The organism is Bradyrhizobium sp. (assembly GCF_035652035.1).
In the GTDB taxonomy this organism is placed as follows: Bacteria; Pseudomonadota; Alphaproteobacteria; order Rhizobiales; family Xanthobacteraceae; genus Bradyrhizobium.
On sequence record NZ_DASREO010000096.1, the window covers coordinates 22199 to 37279 of the forward strand.

17 protein-coding genes and 1 pseudogene are annotated in these 15081 nt (G+C 61.5%); 5 read left to right on the forward strand and 13 right to left on the reverse strand.

The features are described 5' to 3' along the window. Nucleotides 1-181 precede the first annotated feature (181 nt). Both VFB05_RS25785 and VFB05_RS25790 read right to left on the reverse strand, forming a co-directional pair. Nucleotides 182-1318, reverse strand: coding sequence for a DUF1236 domain-containing protein (locus VFB05_RS25785; RefSeq protein WP_325017661.1), 1137 nt, complete (start codon nucleotides 1316-1318; stop codon nucleotides 182-184). 351 nt (nucleotides 1319-1669) lie between these two features. Continuing rightward, entirely contained in the window at nucleotides 1670-2404 is a 735-nt protein-coding gene (locus tag VFB05_RS25790; RefSeq protein ID WP_325017662.1) for an SDR family oxidoreductase, read from the reverse strand. Nucleotides 2405-2525: 121 nt separating this feature from the next. On the opposite strand from VFB05_RS25790, the pseudogene VFB05_RS25795 reads away from it, so the two are divergent. Together VFB05_RS25795 and VFB05_RS32255 are read left to right on the forward strand one after the other, a co-directional pair. Beyond that, nucleotides 2526-3083, forward strand: a pseudogene (locus VFB05_RS25795) (LysR family transcriptional regulator); the annotation flags it as partial. A 29-nt stretch (nucleotides 3084-3112) separates the two neighbouring features. Then, the gene (locus tag VFB05_RS32255) at nucleotides 3113-3421 is read left to right on the forward strand and encodes a LysR substrate-binding domain-containing protein (protein WP_414643322.1); all 309 of its coding nucleotides are present in this window, start codon (nucleotides 3113-3115) and stop codon (nucleotides 3419-3421) included. A gap of 4 nt (nucleotides 3422-3425) precedes the next feature. On the opposite strand, the gene VFB05_RS25800 is transcribed toward VFB05_RS32255, so the two are convergent. The 4 genes from VFB05_RS25800 to purC all read right to left on the reverse strand — a co-directional run bounded on the left by VFB05_RS25800 (nucleotide 3426) and on the right by purC (nucleotide 6153). Next, on the reverse strand, nucleotides 3426-4163 hold the full coding sequence (locus tag VFB05_RS25800; RefSeq protein WP_325017666.1) for a CDC27 family protein: 738 nt from the start codon (nucleotides 4161-4163) through the stop codon (nucleotides 3426-3428). Nucleotides 4164-4424: 261 nt separating this feature from the next. Further along, nucleotides 4425-5126, reverse strand: coding sequence for a phosphoribosylformylglycinamidine synthase subunit PurQ (gene purQ / locus VFB05_RS25805; protein ID WP_325017668.1), 702 nt, complete (start codon nucleotides 5124-5126; stop codon nucleotides 4425-4427). A 6-nt stretch (nucleotides 5127-5132) separates the two neighbouring features. Next, the gene (gene purS / locus VFB05_RS25810; protein WP_325017670.1) at nucleotides 5133-5375 is read right to left on the reverse strand and encodes a phosphoribosylformylglycinamidine synthase subunit PurS; all 243 of its coding nucleotides are present in this window, start codon (nucleotides 5373-5375) and stop codon (nucleotides 5133-5135) included. A gap of 10 nt (nucleotides 5376-5385) precedes the next feature. Then, complete coding sequence (gene purC, locus VFB05_RS25815) at nucleotides 5386-6153, reverse strand: phosphoribosylaminoimidazolesuccinocarboxamide synthase (protein ID WP_156898738.1); 768 nt, start codon at nucleotides 6151-6153, stop codon at nucleotides 5386-5388. Nucleotides 6154-6458: 305 nt separating this feature from the next. Here purC and VFB05_RS25820 point away from each other — a divergent pair, with 305 nt between their 5' ends. Further along, a complete protein-coding gene (locus tag VFB05_RS25820; RefSeq protein ID WP_325017674.1) occupies nucleotides 6459-6782 on the forward strand; it encodes a DUF1476 domain-containing protein in 324 nt (107 codons plus the stop codon). A 7-nt stretch (nucleotides 6783-6789) separates the two neighbouring features. Here VFB05_RS25820 and VFB05_RS25825 read toward each other — a convergent pair whose 3' ends face one another. Then, nucleotides 6790-7776 carry a LysR family transcriptional regulator gene (locus VFB05_RS25825; protein ID WP_325017676.1) on the reverse strand — a complete coding sequence of 329 codons (987 nt, stop codon included), beginning with the start codon at nucleotides 7774-7776 and terminating at the stop codon, nucleotides 6790-6792. A 106-nt stretch (nucleotides 7777-7882) separates the two neighbouring features. On the opposite strand from VFB05_RS25825, the gene VFB05_RS25830 reads away from it, so the two are divergent. Then, nucleotides 7883-8707: an isocitrate lyase/phosphoenolpyruvate mutase family protein gene (locus VFB05_RS25830; RefSeq protein ID WP_325017678.1), complete on the forward strand. Its 825-nt coding sequence runs from the start codon at nucleotides 7883-7885 to the stop codon at nucleotides 8705-8707. 7 nt (nucleotides 8708-8714) lie between these two features. On the opposite strand, the gene cynS is transcribed toward VFB05_RS25830, so the two are convergent. The 6 genes from cynS to VFB05_RS25860 form a co-directional block, all read right to left on the reverse strand. Further along, complete coding sequence (gene cynS / locus VFB05_RS25835) at nucleotides 8715-9197, reverse strand: cyanase (RefSeq protein ID WP_325017680.1); 483 nt, start codon at nucleotides 9195-9197, stop codon at nucleotides 8715-8717. Between the two features lie 108 nt (nucleotides 9198-9305). After that, on the reverse strand, nucleotides 9306-10358 hold the full coding sequence (locus VFB05_RS25840) for an alpha/beta hydrolase fold domain-containing protein (RefSeq protein ID WP_325017682.1): 1053 nt from the start codon (nucleotides 10356-10358) through the stop codon (nucleotides 9306-9308). A gap of 109 nt (nucleotides 10359-10467) precedes the next feature. Next, complete coding sequence (locus tag VFB05_RS25845; protein ID WP_325017683.1) at nucleotides 10468-11661, reverse strand: TrmJ/YjtD family RNA methyltransferase; 1194 nt, start codon at nucleotides 11659-11661, stop codon at nucleotides 10468-10470. Continuing rightward, nucleotides 11661-11897 (reverse strand): hypothetical protein, encoded by a 237-nt coding sequence (locus tag VFB05_RS25850; protein WP_325017685.1) that lies wholly within the window; start codon nucleotides 11895-11897, stop codon nucleotides 11661-11663. The genes VFB05_RS25845 and VFB05_RS25850 overlap by 1 nt, the downstream gene beginning before the upstream one ends. Nucleotides 11898-12565: 668 nt before the next feature. Beyond that, nucleotides 12566-12934 carry a hypothetical protein gene (locus VFB05_RS25855; RefSeq protein WP_325017687.1) on the reverse strand — a complete coding sequence of 123 codons (369 nt, stop codon included), beginning with the start codon at nucleotides 12932-12934 and terminating at the stop codon, nucleotides 12566-12568. Further along, on the reverse strand, nucleotides 12931-13659 hold the full coding sequence (locus tag VFB05_RS25860) for a hypothetical protein (protein WP_325017689.1): 729 nt from the start codon (nucleotides 13657-13659) through the stop codon (nucleotides 12931-12933). Before VFB05_RS25860 ends, VFB05_RS25855 begins: the two co-directional genes overlap by 4 nt. A 924-nt stretch (nucleotides 13660-14583) precedes the next feature. On the opposite strand from VFB05_RS25860, the gene VFB05_RS25865 reads away from it, so the two are divergent. Then, nucleotides 14584-14796 carry a hypothetical protein gene (locus VFB05_RS25865; RefSeq protein ID WP_325017793.1) on the forward strand — a complete coding sequence of 71 codons (213 nt, stop codon included), beginning with the start codon at nucleotides 14584-14586 and terminating at the stop codon, nucleotides 14794-14796. Nucleotides 14797-15081 lie beyond the last annotated feature (285 nt).

A 15081-nucleotide genomic window follows, 5' to 3' on the forward strand; every position in this document is an offset into this window, starting at 1 on the left:
CTTTTACGACGCATTTTTGCGCTGTCCAGAGCTTTGCTCGCGCTTCAATTGGCATTCTGCCGTTCGGTGGAGCGCGCAGGTGAGGAATTATGGAAAATCGCGACTGGCCAATATCTTGTCGGCAAGTGAATTCCCTCCCATGCGCACGGAGGCGAATGGGAGGGAATTCGGCCCATCCGGTTCAGTCGATGACCTGCACAACCTTCTGCTGCTTCGGGTCGACGATCACGATCTGGTCGCCAACCGCGATATAGCGGTCAGACGCCAATTCAGGGTGCTGCTGCGCCAGATCCTCGGGAACCTGCTGCATTGTGATACAGGCGGAATTGCCGCCATTCGATCCGACGGTTACCGGTGCAGCCCGTTTCAGAAGCTGCTGGCGCTCATCGGAGGAGAGCGTGATGTGTGAGCCGCTCGCGCTATATCCCTGGCTATATCCTCGGTCGGCATAGCCTCCGCCACCCTCATCAATAACATCGACGATGTCTCGCGTACGAGGATCGACCACCGCCACCCGATCGTCGATCACGGTGTAATCGTAATCGCGGTATTGCGGGACGATCTGAACGATGTCGGGCGGCAACGGGCGCGGCCTCACATTGTCCGGGAGCCGTTCACCGACATTCACACGCATGTCGATGTGCTGATTTTCCCGCGCGAAATCGCGATCATTGCGCAATCGATCAACCACCTGCTTGCGCTGATCCTGATTGGTGGAAGCTCGCTGTCCCTGATTAGGGGACGTTGCGGAGGTTTGTCCCGCTCTTCCCGACCGGTCCGGAGTCTGGCCGACGGTCTGACGCTGCCGCTCGCTTTCGCCCGGCCGCGTGGTCTCGTTGGCTTGCGGGTTACCGCTTTTCTGCGGTTGTGCGGCCTGGTTGCGATCAGGCTGAGTGGCCTGGTTGCGATCGCGCTCCGTGGCCCGATTGCGATCCTGCTGCGCGGTCTGGCCATTTCGCTCGTTGGCGGGGTTTTGGCGCGATTGCGCAGCGCGCGGGCTCTGTTCTTTTTGCTGCTGCTCGCTTTGCTTCGTCGCCGGATGCTGATCGCGGCCTGACGTCGTCTGCCGCCCCTGTGCACTCTGTTCCGTGCCGCGCGCCGGCCGTCCGCGCTCTTCGTTCTGTCCGGTCACGGCAGCCGGCTGGCGCTCACCGCGGCCCATTTTCTCGCTCTGACGGTTAGGCTGCCGCTCGGAGGGTTGCTGCGCTTGTGCGCGCGAGTTCGTTTCGTTACCGCGCGCACCGCGGGATTCCCGCGCGCCTTCGCGCTCGGCTGAACCGGCCTCCGCGCCCTTCGATCCCTTCGACGCCCCGCCCATATGCTCTTCGCCCGCAGCGGAACGGCCCGGTTCCCTGGGTGAAGCGCTCTGATGCTGTTCCCCGCTCTTCTGCGAATCCGCAGGCGATTGCGCGAATGCTGCTCCGCCACCGATGGTAAGAAGAATTGCCGTTGTACAAAGCCATTTCATTGTCATGGATGAACTCCTCCGTTCTCACCCCTATCCCATGACAATCTGATTGCGGCGCGTTGGTTCTCCTTGGGTGAGAGGTGGATTAGGTGCGAGGTAGAATTGTTCCATAGGATGTGCTGCGACGCCCGCGGATAAGTCGCGTCCATCGGCGTGTCTGCCTGTTCCTTCCCCATCAGTTCGGCGCATGTCCGCCAACGCTCAAACAAAGCGCCCTCCACCATCGATATGCAGGACCTCAGCATTCATGTAGCGGTTGGCGAGTAGAAAAATGATCGCTTCGGCAACCTCTACCGGTCGGCCAATGCGGCCGCCGGGAAGCGACTGGGCCACTCCCGTCAAGATCTCCGTCCGAACATCGCTGCCAAGAACGTCGAACAGCGGCGTGTCCACAAAGCCCGGCGAGATGACGTTCACCCGAATTGGTTTGAGCTCGAGTGCGAGTGAGCGCGCGAGCGCCTCGATCCCCCGGACAGCCGCCGAGACGACGGAAACGCCATTACCGGGCGGACGATCCGAGAATTGTCCGCCGGTCAGCACGATCGAGCCGGACTGCGGCATCATGGCAAGTGCGGACTTGATCGCGTAGAGCGGTCCCGCGATCCGCTCCCGGAACGCGCTCATAAGTTCATCCGGATCGGTCTCCGCCAAACGTCCCCCCGCCAGACCACCGGCCGTGATCACAAGGTGATCGACCGATTTGATGCCGGCAAAGACGGCTTCGACATCCTTGCGATGGGCAATTTCCGCAACTGCGATGTCAGCCCCGCCGATTTCGTCGGCGGCGGCCTCCAGCTTTGCAGCCGTTCTGCCTACGAGGGTAACCGTCGCCCCTGCCGCCTTCGCGGCTTTGGCTGTTGCGAGGCCAATACCTGAGCTTCCTCCGAAAATAACAATGTGGGCGTCGTTTAACGGCGTAGAGACAGCGAAGGTCATGCGGGTCCTCGGTGACAGGGCGACAATCACCGAGCAATAGGGTATTCCATTTCTGCCCGTAACAAGGGGAATACGAATATAGCCTATTCCAAAGGGGAATGACTTGGACACGCTTCAATCTATGCGGCTGTTCACACGAACGATCGAACTGGGCAGCTTTTCCGCGGTGGCGCGCGCAGAACAAGTCACGCAGCCCACCGTGAGCAAGGTCATCGCGGCGCTGGAGAAGAGCCTCGGCGTTCGGCTTGTCGAACGAACCACGACAAGCCTGACACCAACCGAAGAAGGCCGGAGATTCTATCAGCGCTGCAAACAACTCGTCGAAGAGTATGTCGACGCCGTTGCAGATGTGAGGGGGCAGGCACGGCAACTTGCTGGCGCGCTGTTCGTCAACGCACCGCTCGGGCTTGGCGAATTGCGCCTCAATACGCTGGTCCTCGAGTTTCTGGCGGGCCATCCGCGAATTGAGCTGGAACTAATTCTCAACGATCGCTCGATCGATCTCGTCGAGGAAGGCGTGGACGTGGCCATACGACTCGGGAGCCGCCTTCCGCCCAACGTGATCGCGCGCCACGTGGCCTCATCGCGGCGTGTCCTGGTGGCCTCGCCCGACTACATCAAGCGCGCGCCTCGAATCCGCCGCCCCGAAGACCTGACCGCGCATCAATACATCAGGTTCGCACGACCGGGAGCCGGATCGGTTCTCGAATTCGCCACGGGCGCGGAAAAGGTCACGGTGCGACGTCAGGCCGATACCGCGTCAACAGCTCGCTCGCCTTGCGTCAGTGCTTTCTGGAGGGGATTGGCGTGGGCAGCGCGCCGGCGTGGCTCGTTCAGGATCTGATCGACAAAGGGGAGCTGATTCGTTTGCTGCCCAAGTGGAGACAAACGCCACAACCTGTTTACCTGGTGTATCCGTCGCGGCGATATCAGCCGTTGAGAACGCGCGTATTCCTTGAATTCATGACAAAACGGATCACGACCTTGCCGGGCTTCCATTCACCGCGGGCATCGTGAGTGTTCAAGCCGACAGCTGCTTCTCGGCGATCGTAAGCCATTCGGCTTGCGCGTTACGCAGATATCTGGGCGCGCGCCTCAGCTTGATCAAGAGTTCATTGAGGACGACACGCGCTTCAGCCGTGCGTCCGACCGTCTTGAGCAGCAATCCGTAGCGAACAGTCGCCTCCGCGCCCGGAAAATAGGCCGACACAGCGTGAAATTCGGCGAGCGCCTCGTCGACATGCCCGAGTTCGGCGAGCGTGCGCGCATAAAGCAGATGCCCCTCGGGCGAGTTGAAATCGGGCCAATGCTTTTGCAGGTCATCAAGGGTTGCCAGCGCATCGTCAAAACGCTTGGCCGCGAACTGGGCCTGCGCCTTGCCCAGCGCGTATTTGGGTTCGTCCCCCATCGGCTGCTTCAGAATATGGTCGTAGTGGAGCACGGCCTCGTCGTAGCGCGCCACTTCCACACATTCGGCGGCGAGGGCCGCGCGATTGGCGACCGTGTCGCTGACGGCGAGTTGGTCCGACAATTCTCGGTACAGCTTGTCCGGGTCGAGCTTGCTGGCCACGCGCTTGCGCGCCCGTCGCACCTCCGGGCTGCCCGCCATTTCGGGGACCAATTCAACGAAGATATAAGCCAATGAGCCGACGAACGGCACGGCGAGAATGATGAAAGCCCAGGGCCTGAGACGCCCGACCTTCGCAGCGTGAATAATGCACGCGATATCAAGCAGCACAGCGATGAGCGCAAACGGCATATGACTAAATTCCGGTCAACGGATCGGTGAGCGGCCCCATGCATAACGTGACCGGCGCAGCCGGACAATCCCAGGTTGCTCGGACGCTGGGTTAGTGTGATCAGACGGTCACAGGGTTCACCCGTTCTATGCGGATTTCGTGACAAACCAGTGCGATTGATCAAAAAAGCGGACGAGCCTCGGAAACGCTTCATCCTCGCGCACGATGCGGTGCCACTGCTTTGCTTTGACGTGGGTTTAATGTAGCGCGCGGAATGCTTGCTACGCCGCCCGATCGTGGTGCGCGACGAGACCGGCAAACAGGCCGCGGCCGTCGGTGCAACCCATGATGTCTTCAACATGGTTTTCGGGATGCGGCATCATGCCGAGCACATTGCCGCGCTCGTTGACGATGCCGGCGATCGAATGCGCGGCACCGTTGATGTTGGCGGGCTCGTCGACCGCGCCATCGGCCGAGCAATAGCGGTAGAGCACCCGCCCTTCGCCTTCGAGCCGCTTCAACGTCTCTTCATCGGCCTCATAATTGCCCTCGCCATGGGCGACCGGCACGCGAATGACCTGGCCGGCATTGTAGCCGCGCGTGAACGGCGTGTCCGACCGCTCGACGCGCAGATGCACGTCCTTGCAGATGAACTTCAGCCTCGCGTTGCGCATGAGCACGCCCGGCAGCAGCCCCGCCTCGCAGAGGATCTGAAAGCCGTTGCAGACGCCGAGCACGAGCCCGCCCTTGGCCGCAAAATCGCGTACCGCGTCCATGACAGGCGCGCGCGCCGCGATCGCACCACAGCGCAGGTAGTCGCCATAGGAGAAGCCGCCGGGCACGACGACAAGATCAGTGCCTTTCGGCAGCGAGGTCTCGGCGTGCCAGACCATCGCGGTCTCGTTGCCGGAGGCGAGCTTCAGCGCGCGCGCCATGTCGCGCTCGCGATTGATTCCGGGAAAGACGAGAACGGCGGATTTCATTCGATGTCAGCCCAGAACTTCGACCCGGTAATTCTCGATCACGGTATTGGCGAGCAGCTTGTCGGCGGCCTCTTTCAACGCCGCTTCCGCTTTCGCCCTATCGCCACTGGCAAGCTCGATGTCGAACACCTTGCCCTGGCGCACGCTGGCGACGCCATCGACGCCGAGCGATTTCAGCGCGCCTTCGATGGCCTTGCCTTGCGGATCGAGAATGCCGTTCTTGAGAGTGACGGTGACACGTGCTTTCACGAGAACAACCTCACCCCTTCACCAGCACCGGGCCCGAGCCCGCCGGCCGCTCGTTCTCCATCAGGATGCCGAGCCGTTTTGCAACTTCGGTGTAGGCCTCGAGCAGGCCACCGAGATCCCTGCGGAAGCGATCCTTGTCGAGCTTCTCGTTCGACTTGATGTCCCACAGCCGGCACGAATCCGGCGAGATCTCGTCGGCAACGATGATCCGCATCATCTCGTTCTCGAACAGGCGGCCACACTCCATCTTGAAGTCGACCAGACGAATGCCGATGCCGAGGAAGAGCCCGGTGAGGAAATCGTTGACGCGAATGGCAAGCGCCATGATGTCGTCGATCTCCTGCGGCGTCGCCCAGCCGAACGCCGTGATGTGCTCCTCCGAGACCATGGGGTCGTTGAGCTGGTCGTTCTTGTAATAGAACTCGATGATCGAGCGCGGCAGCTGTGTGCCTTCCTCGATGCCGAGGCGCTGCGACAGAGATCCAGCCGCGACGTTCCGCACCACGACCTCGAGCGGCACGATCTCCACCTCGCGAATGAGTTGCTCGCGCATGTTGAGACGGCGGATGAAGTGGGTCGGCACCCCGATATCGTTGAGGTGCTGAAACAGGTACTCCGAAATCCGGTTATTGAGGACGCCCTTGCCCTCGATCACCTGGTGCTTCTGCTTGTTGAACGCGGTCGCGTCGTCCTTGAAGTGCTGGATCAGGGTACCCGGCTCCGGACCCTCGTAGAGAACCTTGGCCTTGCCTTCATAGATGCGGCGTCGACGGCTCATTGGGATGTACCGTGTGTTGTTGAAATCCATGAATTTGGTGTGCTCCGGATGCCAAGAGGGACGACCCACGACGGAGCTGCCGTGAAGGCCAGGGAATAAGAAACAGAACGAGAACCTAGCCTGGAATCGAACCTATCCGATTGGCCTATCCAGTACAATCGATCCGGCCTCCGGGGGGACGAGTTTTACGGCCTCAAAGCCGCCGCTTTGCGGCACGTGACCTTCTGAATTCACAGTATTATTTAGGGATGCGGCCAGCCCGCCGCAACGAGGCCAAACGGCCGTCCGCTGGAGGAACTTTTGCCATGACCACCTTCGACAAGCGCGAAGAAGCTTTCGAGAAGAAATTCGCCCTCGAAGCGGACCTGAAATTCAAGGCCGAGGCACGGGGCAACAGACTGTTTGCACTGTGGGCCGCCGAGCAGCTTGGCCTGACGGGGGACGCGGCCGTGGCCTATGCGAAAGAGCAGCTTGCTGCTGTTTTTGCTGAAGGCGGCGAGACAGCCGTCATCCGGAAAATAACCGGCGATTTTGCAGCCAAGGGTCTTAACTTCACCCCGGACAACATCCGCATCCGGTGGCGCGAGTTTTTCGCCGAGGCTTTGGCTCAGCTGAAGACAGGCGGATAGCGGCTTTTCACCGTTTCGTTCCGGAACCGCGGCGGGCGCCGGCCCGCCTTTTATTGCCCTTGAGGCGCGCCAAACCGCTTGTCCACGCAATTTTGTCCGCGGAATAATGCGCGCGGATCATATCGAGCAGGCGACGCGATGCCGCGCTCAGGAAACCACCGCGACGCGTCACGGCAACGATGTGGTGACTGGCCGCGAGGTCGCCGACGGCAATTGTTGCGATGGTGCGTGCTTTCAGTTCATCGGCAACGGTGCTTGGCGCGAGCAGCGCAATCCCGAAACCGGATTCGATCAGGCGTTTCTGGGCAGTCAGGCTGTCGACCGGCGTCCAGTCGACCTCGCCGAGCCCGTGGGTCTGGAACAGGGCGAATATATGCGAGGCCGAGATTTCACGGCGTCCCGGCACCTCCGGAAAAGCAATCCAGCGCTCGTGACGCAGTTCGGCCAGTTTCGCGACGCGACGCCCCGCCCGCGGATGATCGGGCGCGCACACCACGACAAGCCGCTCGGCAAACAGCCGCTCATAGTCGAGGTCGCTCGACCGGTCGAAATCGTAGCGCAAGCCGACCGTCGCTTCGCCGCGCAGGATCAAGTCGCTGACCTCGGCGCTGCGCGCGGTGCGCAAGGTGAGCGTGACATCAGGATGTTCGCGGGCGAAGCGCCTCATGATGGCGGCAAGGCCGCCTCCCGCCAGCGTTCCCACCACCGCCAGCGCCACGGGACCCGAATTGGAACGGGTCAGCGAGCGAACCGCATTCTCCGCGTCCTGGGTCGCCGCCACTGCGCGCTCGGCATAGGGCACCATCACACGCCCGGCGTCACTGAGCACGGTGCGACCACTGACGCGCTCGAACAAGGGAACGCCGAGGTCCTGCTCCAGAAGCGCGATGCGGCGCGAGATCGCAGGCTGCGAACGATGCAGCACTTTGGCCGCGTTGGACACGCCTCCGCTTCGGTAAACGGTCAGGAAGGTATTGAGCGCCTCGCTGTCCACTTGCTTCTCCATGCAAAAAACTGATGCTGGGCTTAAGAATAACAAATTTGCCTGATGGTGCGAAGCGTCCTATCCGTCGCTGTCCCTGACTTGCGAGGATAAAGACATGCGCAGCCAACTCGAGAAAGCCAAACTGTTCCGCGCGCTGCACGAGCGGCCGGGTGCCTTCATCATCCCGAACCCGTACGACGCCGGCACGGCGAAACTGCTTGCCGCGATGGGTTTTGAGGCGCTTGCCACCACGAGCCTCGGTCTTGCCAACATGCTTGGCCGAACCAGCGTCAGCCTTGAGATGATCCTGCAAAACGCCCGCGACATCGTTGCAGCGACGGAGTTGCCCGTCAGCATCGATCTGGAAAATTGCGGCGCGGATTCCCCGAAACTCGCGGCCGAGGCGATCAGGCTCGCGGCAGAAACCGGCGCGGTCGGCGGCTCGATCGAGGACAACACGGCCGGTCCGGAGCGATCCCTCTACGATTTCACGCTTGCCGTCGAGCGCGTGCAGGCCGCCGTCGAAGCCGCACGCAGTCTGCCCTTCCCTTTCACGCTGACGGCGCGGGCCGAGAATTTTCTGCACGGCCGCAACGACGTCGAGGACACCATCAAACGCCTTCAGGCGTTCGAGGCCGCCGGCGCCGACGTGCTCTACGCGCCCGGGCTTTACGATCTTGCCACCATCAAGACGGTCGTGTCAGCGCTGAACAAGCCGTTCAACCTGGTGATGAGATTCGCTGACCCGACATTGACGGTCGAGCAACTCTCCGCCGCCGGCGTCAAGCGCATCAGCGTCGGCGGCGCGCTCTCACGCGTGGCGATCGCGGCCTTTCTCAAATGCGCGCGCGAGATGAAGGAGACCGGCTCCTTCACCTTTGTGCGCGAGATGGCGACCATCAAGGAATTGCGCGGAGCGTTTGCGGCAGCCTCCGGCTAGGTGCGCGCTATCCCTCCTTGAAGCCGTATTCCGGCACATTGCCGCTCGCGCCATAATACTTGTACGGCAGGAATTTGCCCGACATCGTGAGCTTGACCCGGTCGCCCTTCGGATTGGGCAGGCGCTCCATCACCATGTCGAAATCGATCGCCGACATGATGCCGTCGCCGAACTCTTCCTCGATCAGCGCCTTCCAGGCCGGGCCGTTGACCATTACGAGCTCATAGAAGCGATAGATCAGGGGATCGGTCGGCGGCATCGGCGTGCCGCGCATCGGCACTTCGTTGAGCATGGCAGTCTCGGACTTGGAAAGCCCGAACAGTTCGCCGGCATTGGCGGCTTGCGGCTTGGTCAGCTTCATCTGGCCGAGACAGGCGCCAACGATCAGCACTTCCGAATAGCCGCCGATCTTTTCGCAGATGTATTTCCAGCTCCAACCTTTCTCGCGCTTGATATCGAGCAGCTTTTCGGTGAGATCCGATCGTTTCATGGGTCCATCCTTCTTCAAATTTCGTGATGACCCGGCAGCACCCATTCTGCCCTGCTCCGTTCCCGAAGCCAAAGAAAAAGACGCGCCTGCGAGTTCCGCAAAGCCAACCTATTTCCCAAGATGCTTGTCGAAGAACAGCGCGATTTCCTCGAACACTTCCTTCGTTTCGGGTGCGGTGTCGTCACGGAGGTAATGCGCGTGCGCCATCCCCTCATAAACCTGAAGCGCGGCATCAATGCCGGCCTGACGAAGCTTGCGGTGAACGCGAACGGTGTTGCTCAGGAGAAGGTCGCGCGTGCCGCTGGTGAGGATGGTCGGCGGAAAACCATTCATGTCGCCATAAACAGGCGAAATCAGCGGGTCCTTCATGTCGTGACCGTTGGCATAGACGATAGCGCCGGCGTCGCAGAAGCCGTCGGGTGAGACGAGCACATTGTCGACCATCGCATTGGTCTGGAAAGTATCGCCGACCTTGGTCACGTCGGACATCGGCGTGCCGGAGGCGATCGCGCCCGGCATCGGCAGCCCCAGCTGTTTCGCCTTCAGCCCCATTTCAAGCACCAGCGCGCCGCCGGCCGAGGTGCCGATGAACGCCATGTTCTTCGCGGGCGTCGTCTTCATCAAGGCCTTGTAGACGGTGATGCCGTCGTCGAGCGCGGCCGGAAAATACGCCTCCGGCGGCATGCGATAGTCGACCGAGATCACCCTGACGTGCCCGAAGCCAGCCATCAGGAGCGCTTCAGGCAGGGCCGCTTCGCCGGGGTTGAGGACGTAGCAGCCGCCCCGCATGTGCAGGATCTGGCGGTTCGCATTTTCCGGCGCGATCGTCTCGGGCGTGACGATGAAAGCGCGCACGCCGTCGATGGTCGTTTTCTCGACCTTGACCTTGAGCCGCTCCATCATGCCCGGCACGTTCTTGATCAGCGCAGCCGCGCCGGCATCCGCCACCGGCTTCCACTCCTCGCCGGTCTTGGGCCGCTTGTCCCAATTCGTTCGTAGCGGCGCGCCGATAATCTTTTGCAGCTGCGGACTGACATCGCCTGGCGCGGACAAGGTCTTGGCCGGCACTTCGAGCGTGCCGGGAGGTGGCGTTTGCGCCATCGCAGGCCCGACAGCAAATAGCGGAAAGGCAGCAAGACAGGCGAATGTGGCGTGACGCATATTCAGTTTCTCCCCGATGTTATTGTTGGTCTCGTTGGAAAAACCCTAGTCCGCCCGGCTTAATCCGCACAACTGACAGAAATTCATTCGCCGCCGGCAAAACGGCATTTCAAACATCCGCCGCGAGCAGCGCCTGGAGCCGGTCGAGCTCGGTCGCGAGATCGCGCTCGACGTCCACGACCGCCATGTCGAGCACGCGATAGTCGCGCGCCTCCAGCCAGGTGCGGCGCTCGGCCCGATCCCTGATGATGGCGTCGGATTCACCCGCGTTGGTCAGTTCGATCGCAATCCTATGCACGAAGGAGACGAAATCCGGGATCTGGCGGCCGACTGGCGTCTGCCGCTTGAACTGCCCGGCAAAGCGGCGGTCGCGTGTCAGCGCCTGCCACAGGATGCGCTCGGCATCGGTTGGATTGCGCCGCAATAGCCGCGCCAGCCCGCGCACGGTGCTGCTGCGGTCGGACGTCGCCCCGCCCTCTTCGGCAAGCAGCGCGCGCAAGCGCGTCGCCTGCGCGCCATCGAGCACGCCGCCCTTGGCAGGCCCCTTTCGCCCTTCCGCGATCGCCATCACCACGCCGTGCAGCGTGTGCATGTCCTGCTTGGTCGGCTCCATCCGACTGAAGATGTTGCGCAGGTTGACCAGCATGGTGTCGCGCTTCTCGGCGGGGCGCAGGAATTCCACCTTGTCGAGTTCGCGCACGAGATTGTCGAAGAAGGCCTGCATCTGGTGTTGTGACGCCGGCTCCGAGCGTTCCGGCATCGCGAACGGCAATTCACCCGCGGTCGACAGCTTGAACCATTCATAGCCGACCAGAAGCACCGCCTGCGCGAGGTTGAGCGAAGCAAAGCCCGGATTGACCGGAAAGGTGATGATGCGGTTGGAAAGCCCGACCTCTTCATTGGTCAGACCCCAGCGCTCCCTGCCGAAGAGAATGCCGACCGTGCCGCCCGCCTTGATCTGGCCAGCCATCTCGGCGGCTGCCGCTTCCGGACCGACCACGGGCTTCGCCTGATCGTGGGCGCGGGCGGTGGTGGCAAACAGCAGCGAGCAGTCGGCAACCGCGGCTTCGACCGTGTCGAACAGTTCGGCGCCATTGATGATCTGGTCGGCACCGGCAGCGGCGCGTTGCGCGGCGACGTTGGGCCAGCCGTCGCGCGGATTGACGATGCGAAGCCGCGAGAGCGCAAAATTGCCCATCGCGCGCGCCGCCATGCCGATGTTCTCGCCAAGCTGCGGTTCGACGAGGATGACGACGGGGCCCGTGAGATCGAGGCTTGGCTTGGTTTTGTCGGTGCCTGACATCAGTGCTTTGCTGTTGAATGATCCAATGGGCGTATACGGCCTTTTTTGGCGTTCGTCATGCCCCGGCCCGAACCCGCCATTGCGAGCGAAAGCGAAGCAATCCAGCGCTGCCGCTTCAAGGTACTGGATTGCTTCGTCGCGTTGCTCCCTTGCGCAAACGCTTTGCGTTTGTCGCAGGCAATGACGCACGGTCCCATGTTCTCGCGGCCTGATTTACCCGAGTTCTGCCAAATCATCGTCCCTCCGATAATGAGAGGGCGCAGGGAATGCCGGGTGTTTTTCGCACCCGCAGCTCCGCGTGCAAAGAATGAAAGCACGCAGATAAGTCCACCACAGGTACGCCAACAGTCCGGCATTCCCTGCGCGATGGTTTTACGGTCTATTCCGCGCTCTCCCTGGTGATCGGGCTTTCTTGTCACCATGGGTGACAACGCTTGCGCGTTGCACCGAATATCAGCGTCGAGATATCAGGACCACACGGCTTGGCCGTCCGCGGACCCGCCCGTCTCCGCCAAATGGCTTCGGCCGGGCATCAGCGTCGCTCGTCTCGCGACGCTTCCGCGTCCACCGCATCCCGCACCCAACGTTCGTGACGATGCGCAACGTCCCTCTATCAAAGGGCACGGGACGGGGCGAAGAAGTGCCAGTGATTTGCCCGACGTCACAAGCGAAAGCCCTGCGGCAGATTAACGCGACGGGCAAATCACTTTGATCGCGCAAAATCCTGTTCAAGTGAAATTCCCAAGCTCGTCATCGCGAGGAGCGCGAGCGACGAAGCGATCCAGGCTGCGATGAAAGCGCTGGATTGCTTCGCTTCGCTCGCAATGACGGTGCTGGCGCAGTGTCGTTCCCCGGATCAGCAGCATGGTGGCGAAGACTTGCCACCATGCCACTGCCGTCTAGGTCAGGGCAGCACGTTGGTGAAGCCGCCGCCGACACCGAGACCGTGATTTGACGAGGAGGCGCCGCTCAAGGCCACGCCACCCGGACCGGCCAATGCACCGGACTGACCGACCGACTGGCCGATCGAGGTCCCAATGCCCGCACTGAGGCTTCCCGCAGGCGTCGCAACTGCAACACCGCTCCCCACCGAGGTATTGATACCATTGGCCACCGAGGCCGCCGTTGCGTTGCCCAACGCTCCAGCGCCGGTGATCGTGGTCACATTACCAAGGTTGGCACCGCCGCCGATGGCGAGCGTGGAGCCGGCATCGGCCGGCACAATGTTTCCGACCACGGCGACGAACGTAACACTCATCAATAGCTTCTTCATTGTGACTCCTCCTTTACGGTTTCCGCCACGGCGGCTGCCGGTGCGGGTGATGCTGCCGCGCGAGTGACTTCACCATTCGGTACCGATTTCTTCTTCGGTGCCGCATGGTGAACGGTGTGAGCCCAGACGCGGCAGCGCTGCTGGGTCACATCGTAGTTGTTGCAAAGACGGTTCTTGCCTTTCCCTTGCACCAGCCAGATGTCGCCGATGGTGCGCGGCTGCTCCTCGCTCGCCTGCGCGTGGCCGCTCAATACCGGCGCGGATTGCGGCAGGTAGATGCGACAAACTTCCGGCATCGCGCGGTAGATCTCGGTGTTGAGACAGAGCCGTGCCACGGCTGCCTTCTTCAGGCCCATGCTCCACAGCGTCCGCGCATCGAGCCGCGCCGCACACCCGGTGTCAGGGATCGTGGTGCCGAAGCTCAATCCGGTTCCGAGAAACGCGCCGCCGCCGGAAACAGACCCGAGGCACGTTTCGAGCCCAGCCGCAGCCAGGCCTGGCGCGAAAACGCTCGGCACGTTCTTGACCGTCTGATCGGCCGGCACGGTGCTGTTGGTAGTGATTGCCGCGACACCGACGCCTGTGCCGCCCTGCCCCGAGACGGCCTGCGACGATGATGTCGATCTGGCAGTGCCGACGCCCGTCCCCGACGCCGTCGATGATTGAGCCCACGCAGGCTCGCTCGCCGCCATCGCAATGATGGCAGCCGACAATAGCCGCTTCATGATGAATCTCCGCCGCGCTGGTGGGATGAAATTCCAACCGTCCGCCGACGGAAACGCGAAGGAGAAAAAGCTGTTCTCGCTTGCTCACGGGACGCTGGCCGCGTCGGTGAACTCTCCGAATGGTTTCAATTTATCTTAAATTTTCGCTATTTTCATCCGCAGCTTTGTTTCGTGGTTAACAGCCGCGACTGTACTCGACGACGCGGAGCGAAGCGGTCTGAGCTTGTCCTGCTATCTCGATCGGTGGGATTTCCGCTTCGGTAGTTTTTCGGGTGCCGTTGGCGACGGAGCGGCAGGAGCGGCGACGGGGGCCGGACTGTATGTCTGCAATTCACACTGCTCTGTCATGACGGACAATCGCGAGCCTTTGTACTCGTCGTTGTCGAAGAACGTCGAGTAGTAGCGGCGAGGCGTGTCGGGAGGCGGATTCACTTCTCTGACACAAACGAAAAAACGACCGGGTCCACGATCGTTGGGCCGAACCGCAGAGATTTCGAGGGGACCGACCAGCTTGGCGTCTTTTCCTATTGCGGCAACGCCTGCGCTGATGGCCTTTTCCGTCGGCGGTGATGGCGGGACATAGACCGGCGGCGGTTCGCTGTGGGCGGTTGAGCTGACGCTTATCAGCAGGACCATGGCAACCAGGTAACGAAGTCCGATCATCCTTCCTGCTTGAGCGTCAAACCGAGACTTTTCTATGGAGTGGGCACCTTTGATGCGCCGCAGATCCGGACCCCAACACAAAGGTCCAATGTGGACCCCGGATCAGCAAGCGCACCGCTAGCGCGGCATCCGGTGAACGGACGACATTTTGGGCGTGTCGTCATTAGCCTGTTTTGAAATTGGCGATGGCCTCATTTAAAGAAGCCCCATTTACGTGACGGCGTTCTATATTTGGCTGGGAAGCGGACATGACCAAAATTTATGGGCACGCGGCCTAGCCAGCGAAAGGGCAGCAACATGAACGGCAATCGCTTTTACGGAGTTCGGGTCGAGGGCGCGAAATATGGCGTCGGCTTTGGCAGCGCGCTTGCCATCGCGATCTCGTACACCAACAACCACTCGATACTCTGGGCGATCATCGACGGCATTCTGGGCTGGCTGTACGTGATCTACTTTGCGCTGTTTCGGTCGTAAGGAACGCAAACCTTTCAAGAGCAGAGAGCTGTCATTCCGGGGCGATGCGTCAGCATCGAGCTATGGTGCGCAATTGCGCACCTGAGAATCCATTCTTCCACCATTCGTGCGACACGATGGATTCCGGGCTCGCGTCATTCGACGCGCCCCGGAATGACCATCTGCGATGGGCTTAACACCGTCATTGCGAGGAGCGAATAGCGACGAAGCAATCCAGAGTCTTTCTGCCGATCGACTGGATTGCTTCGCGATCGCTCGCAATGACGGCGACGCAGCACATTCCGC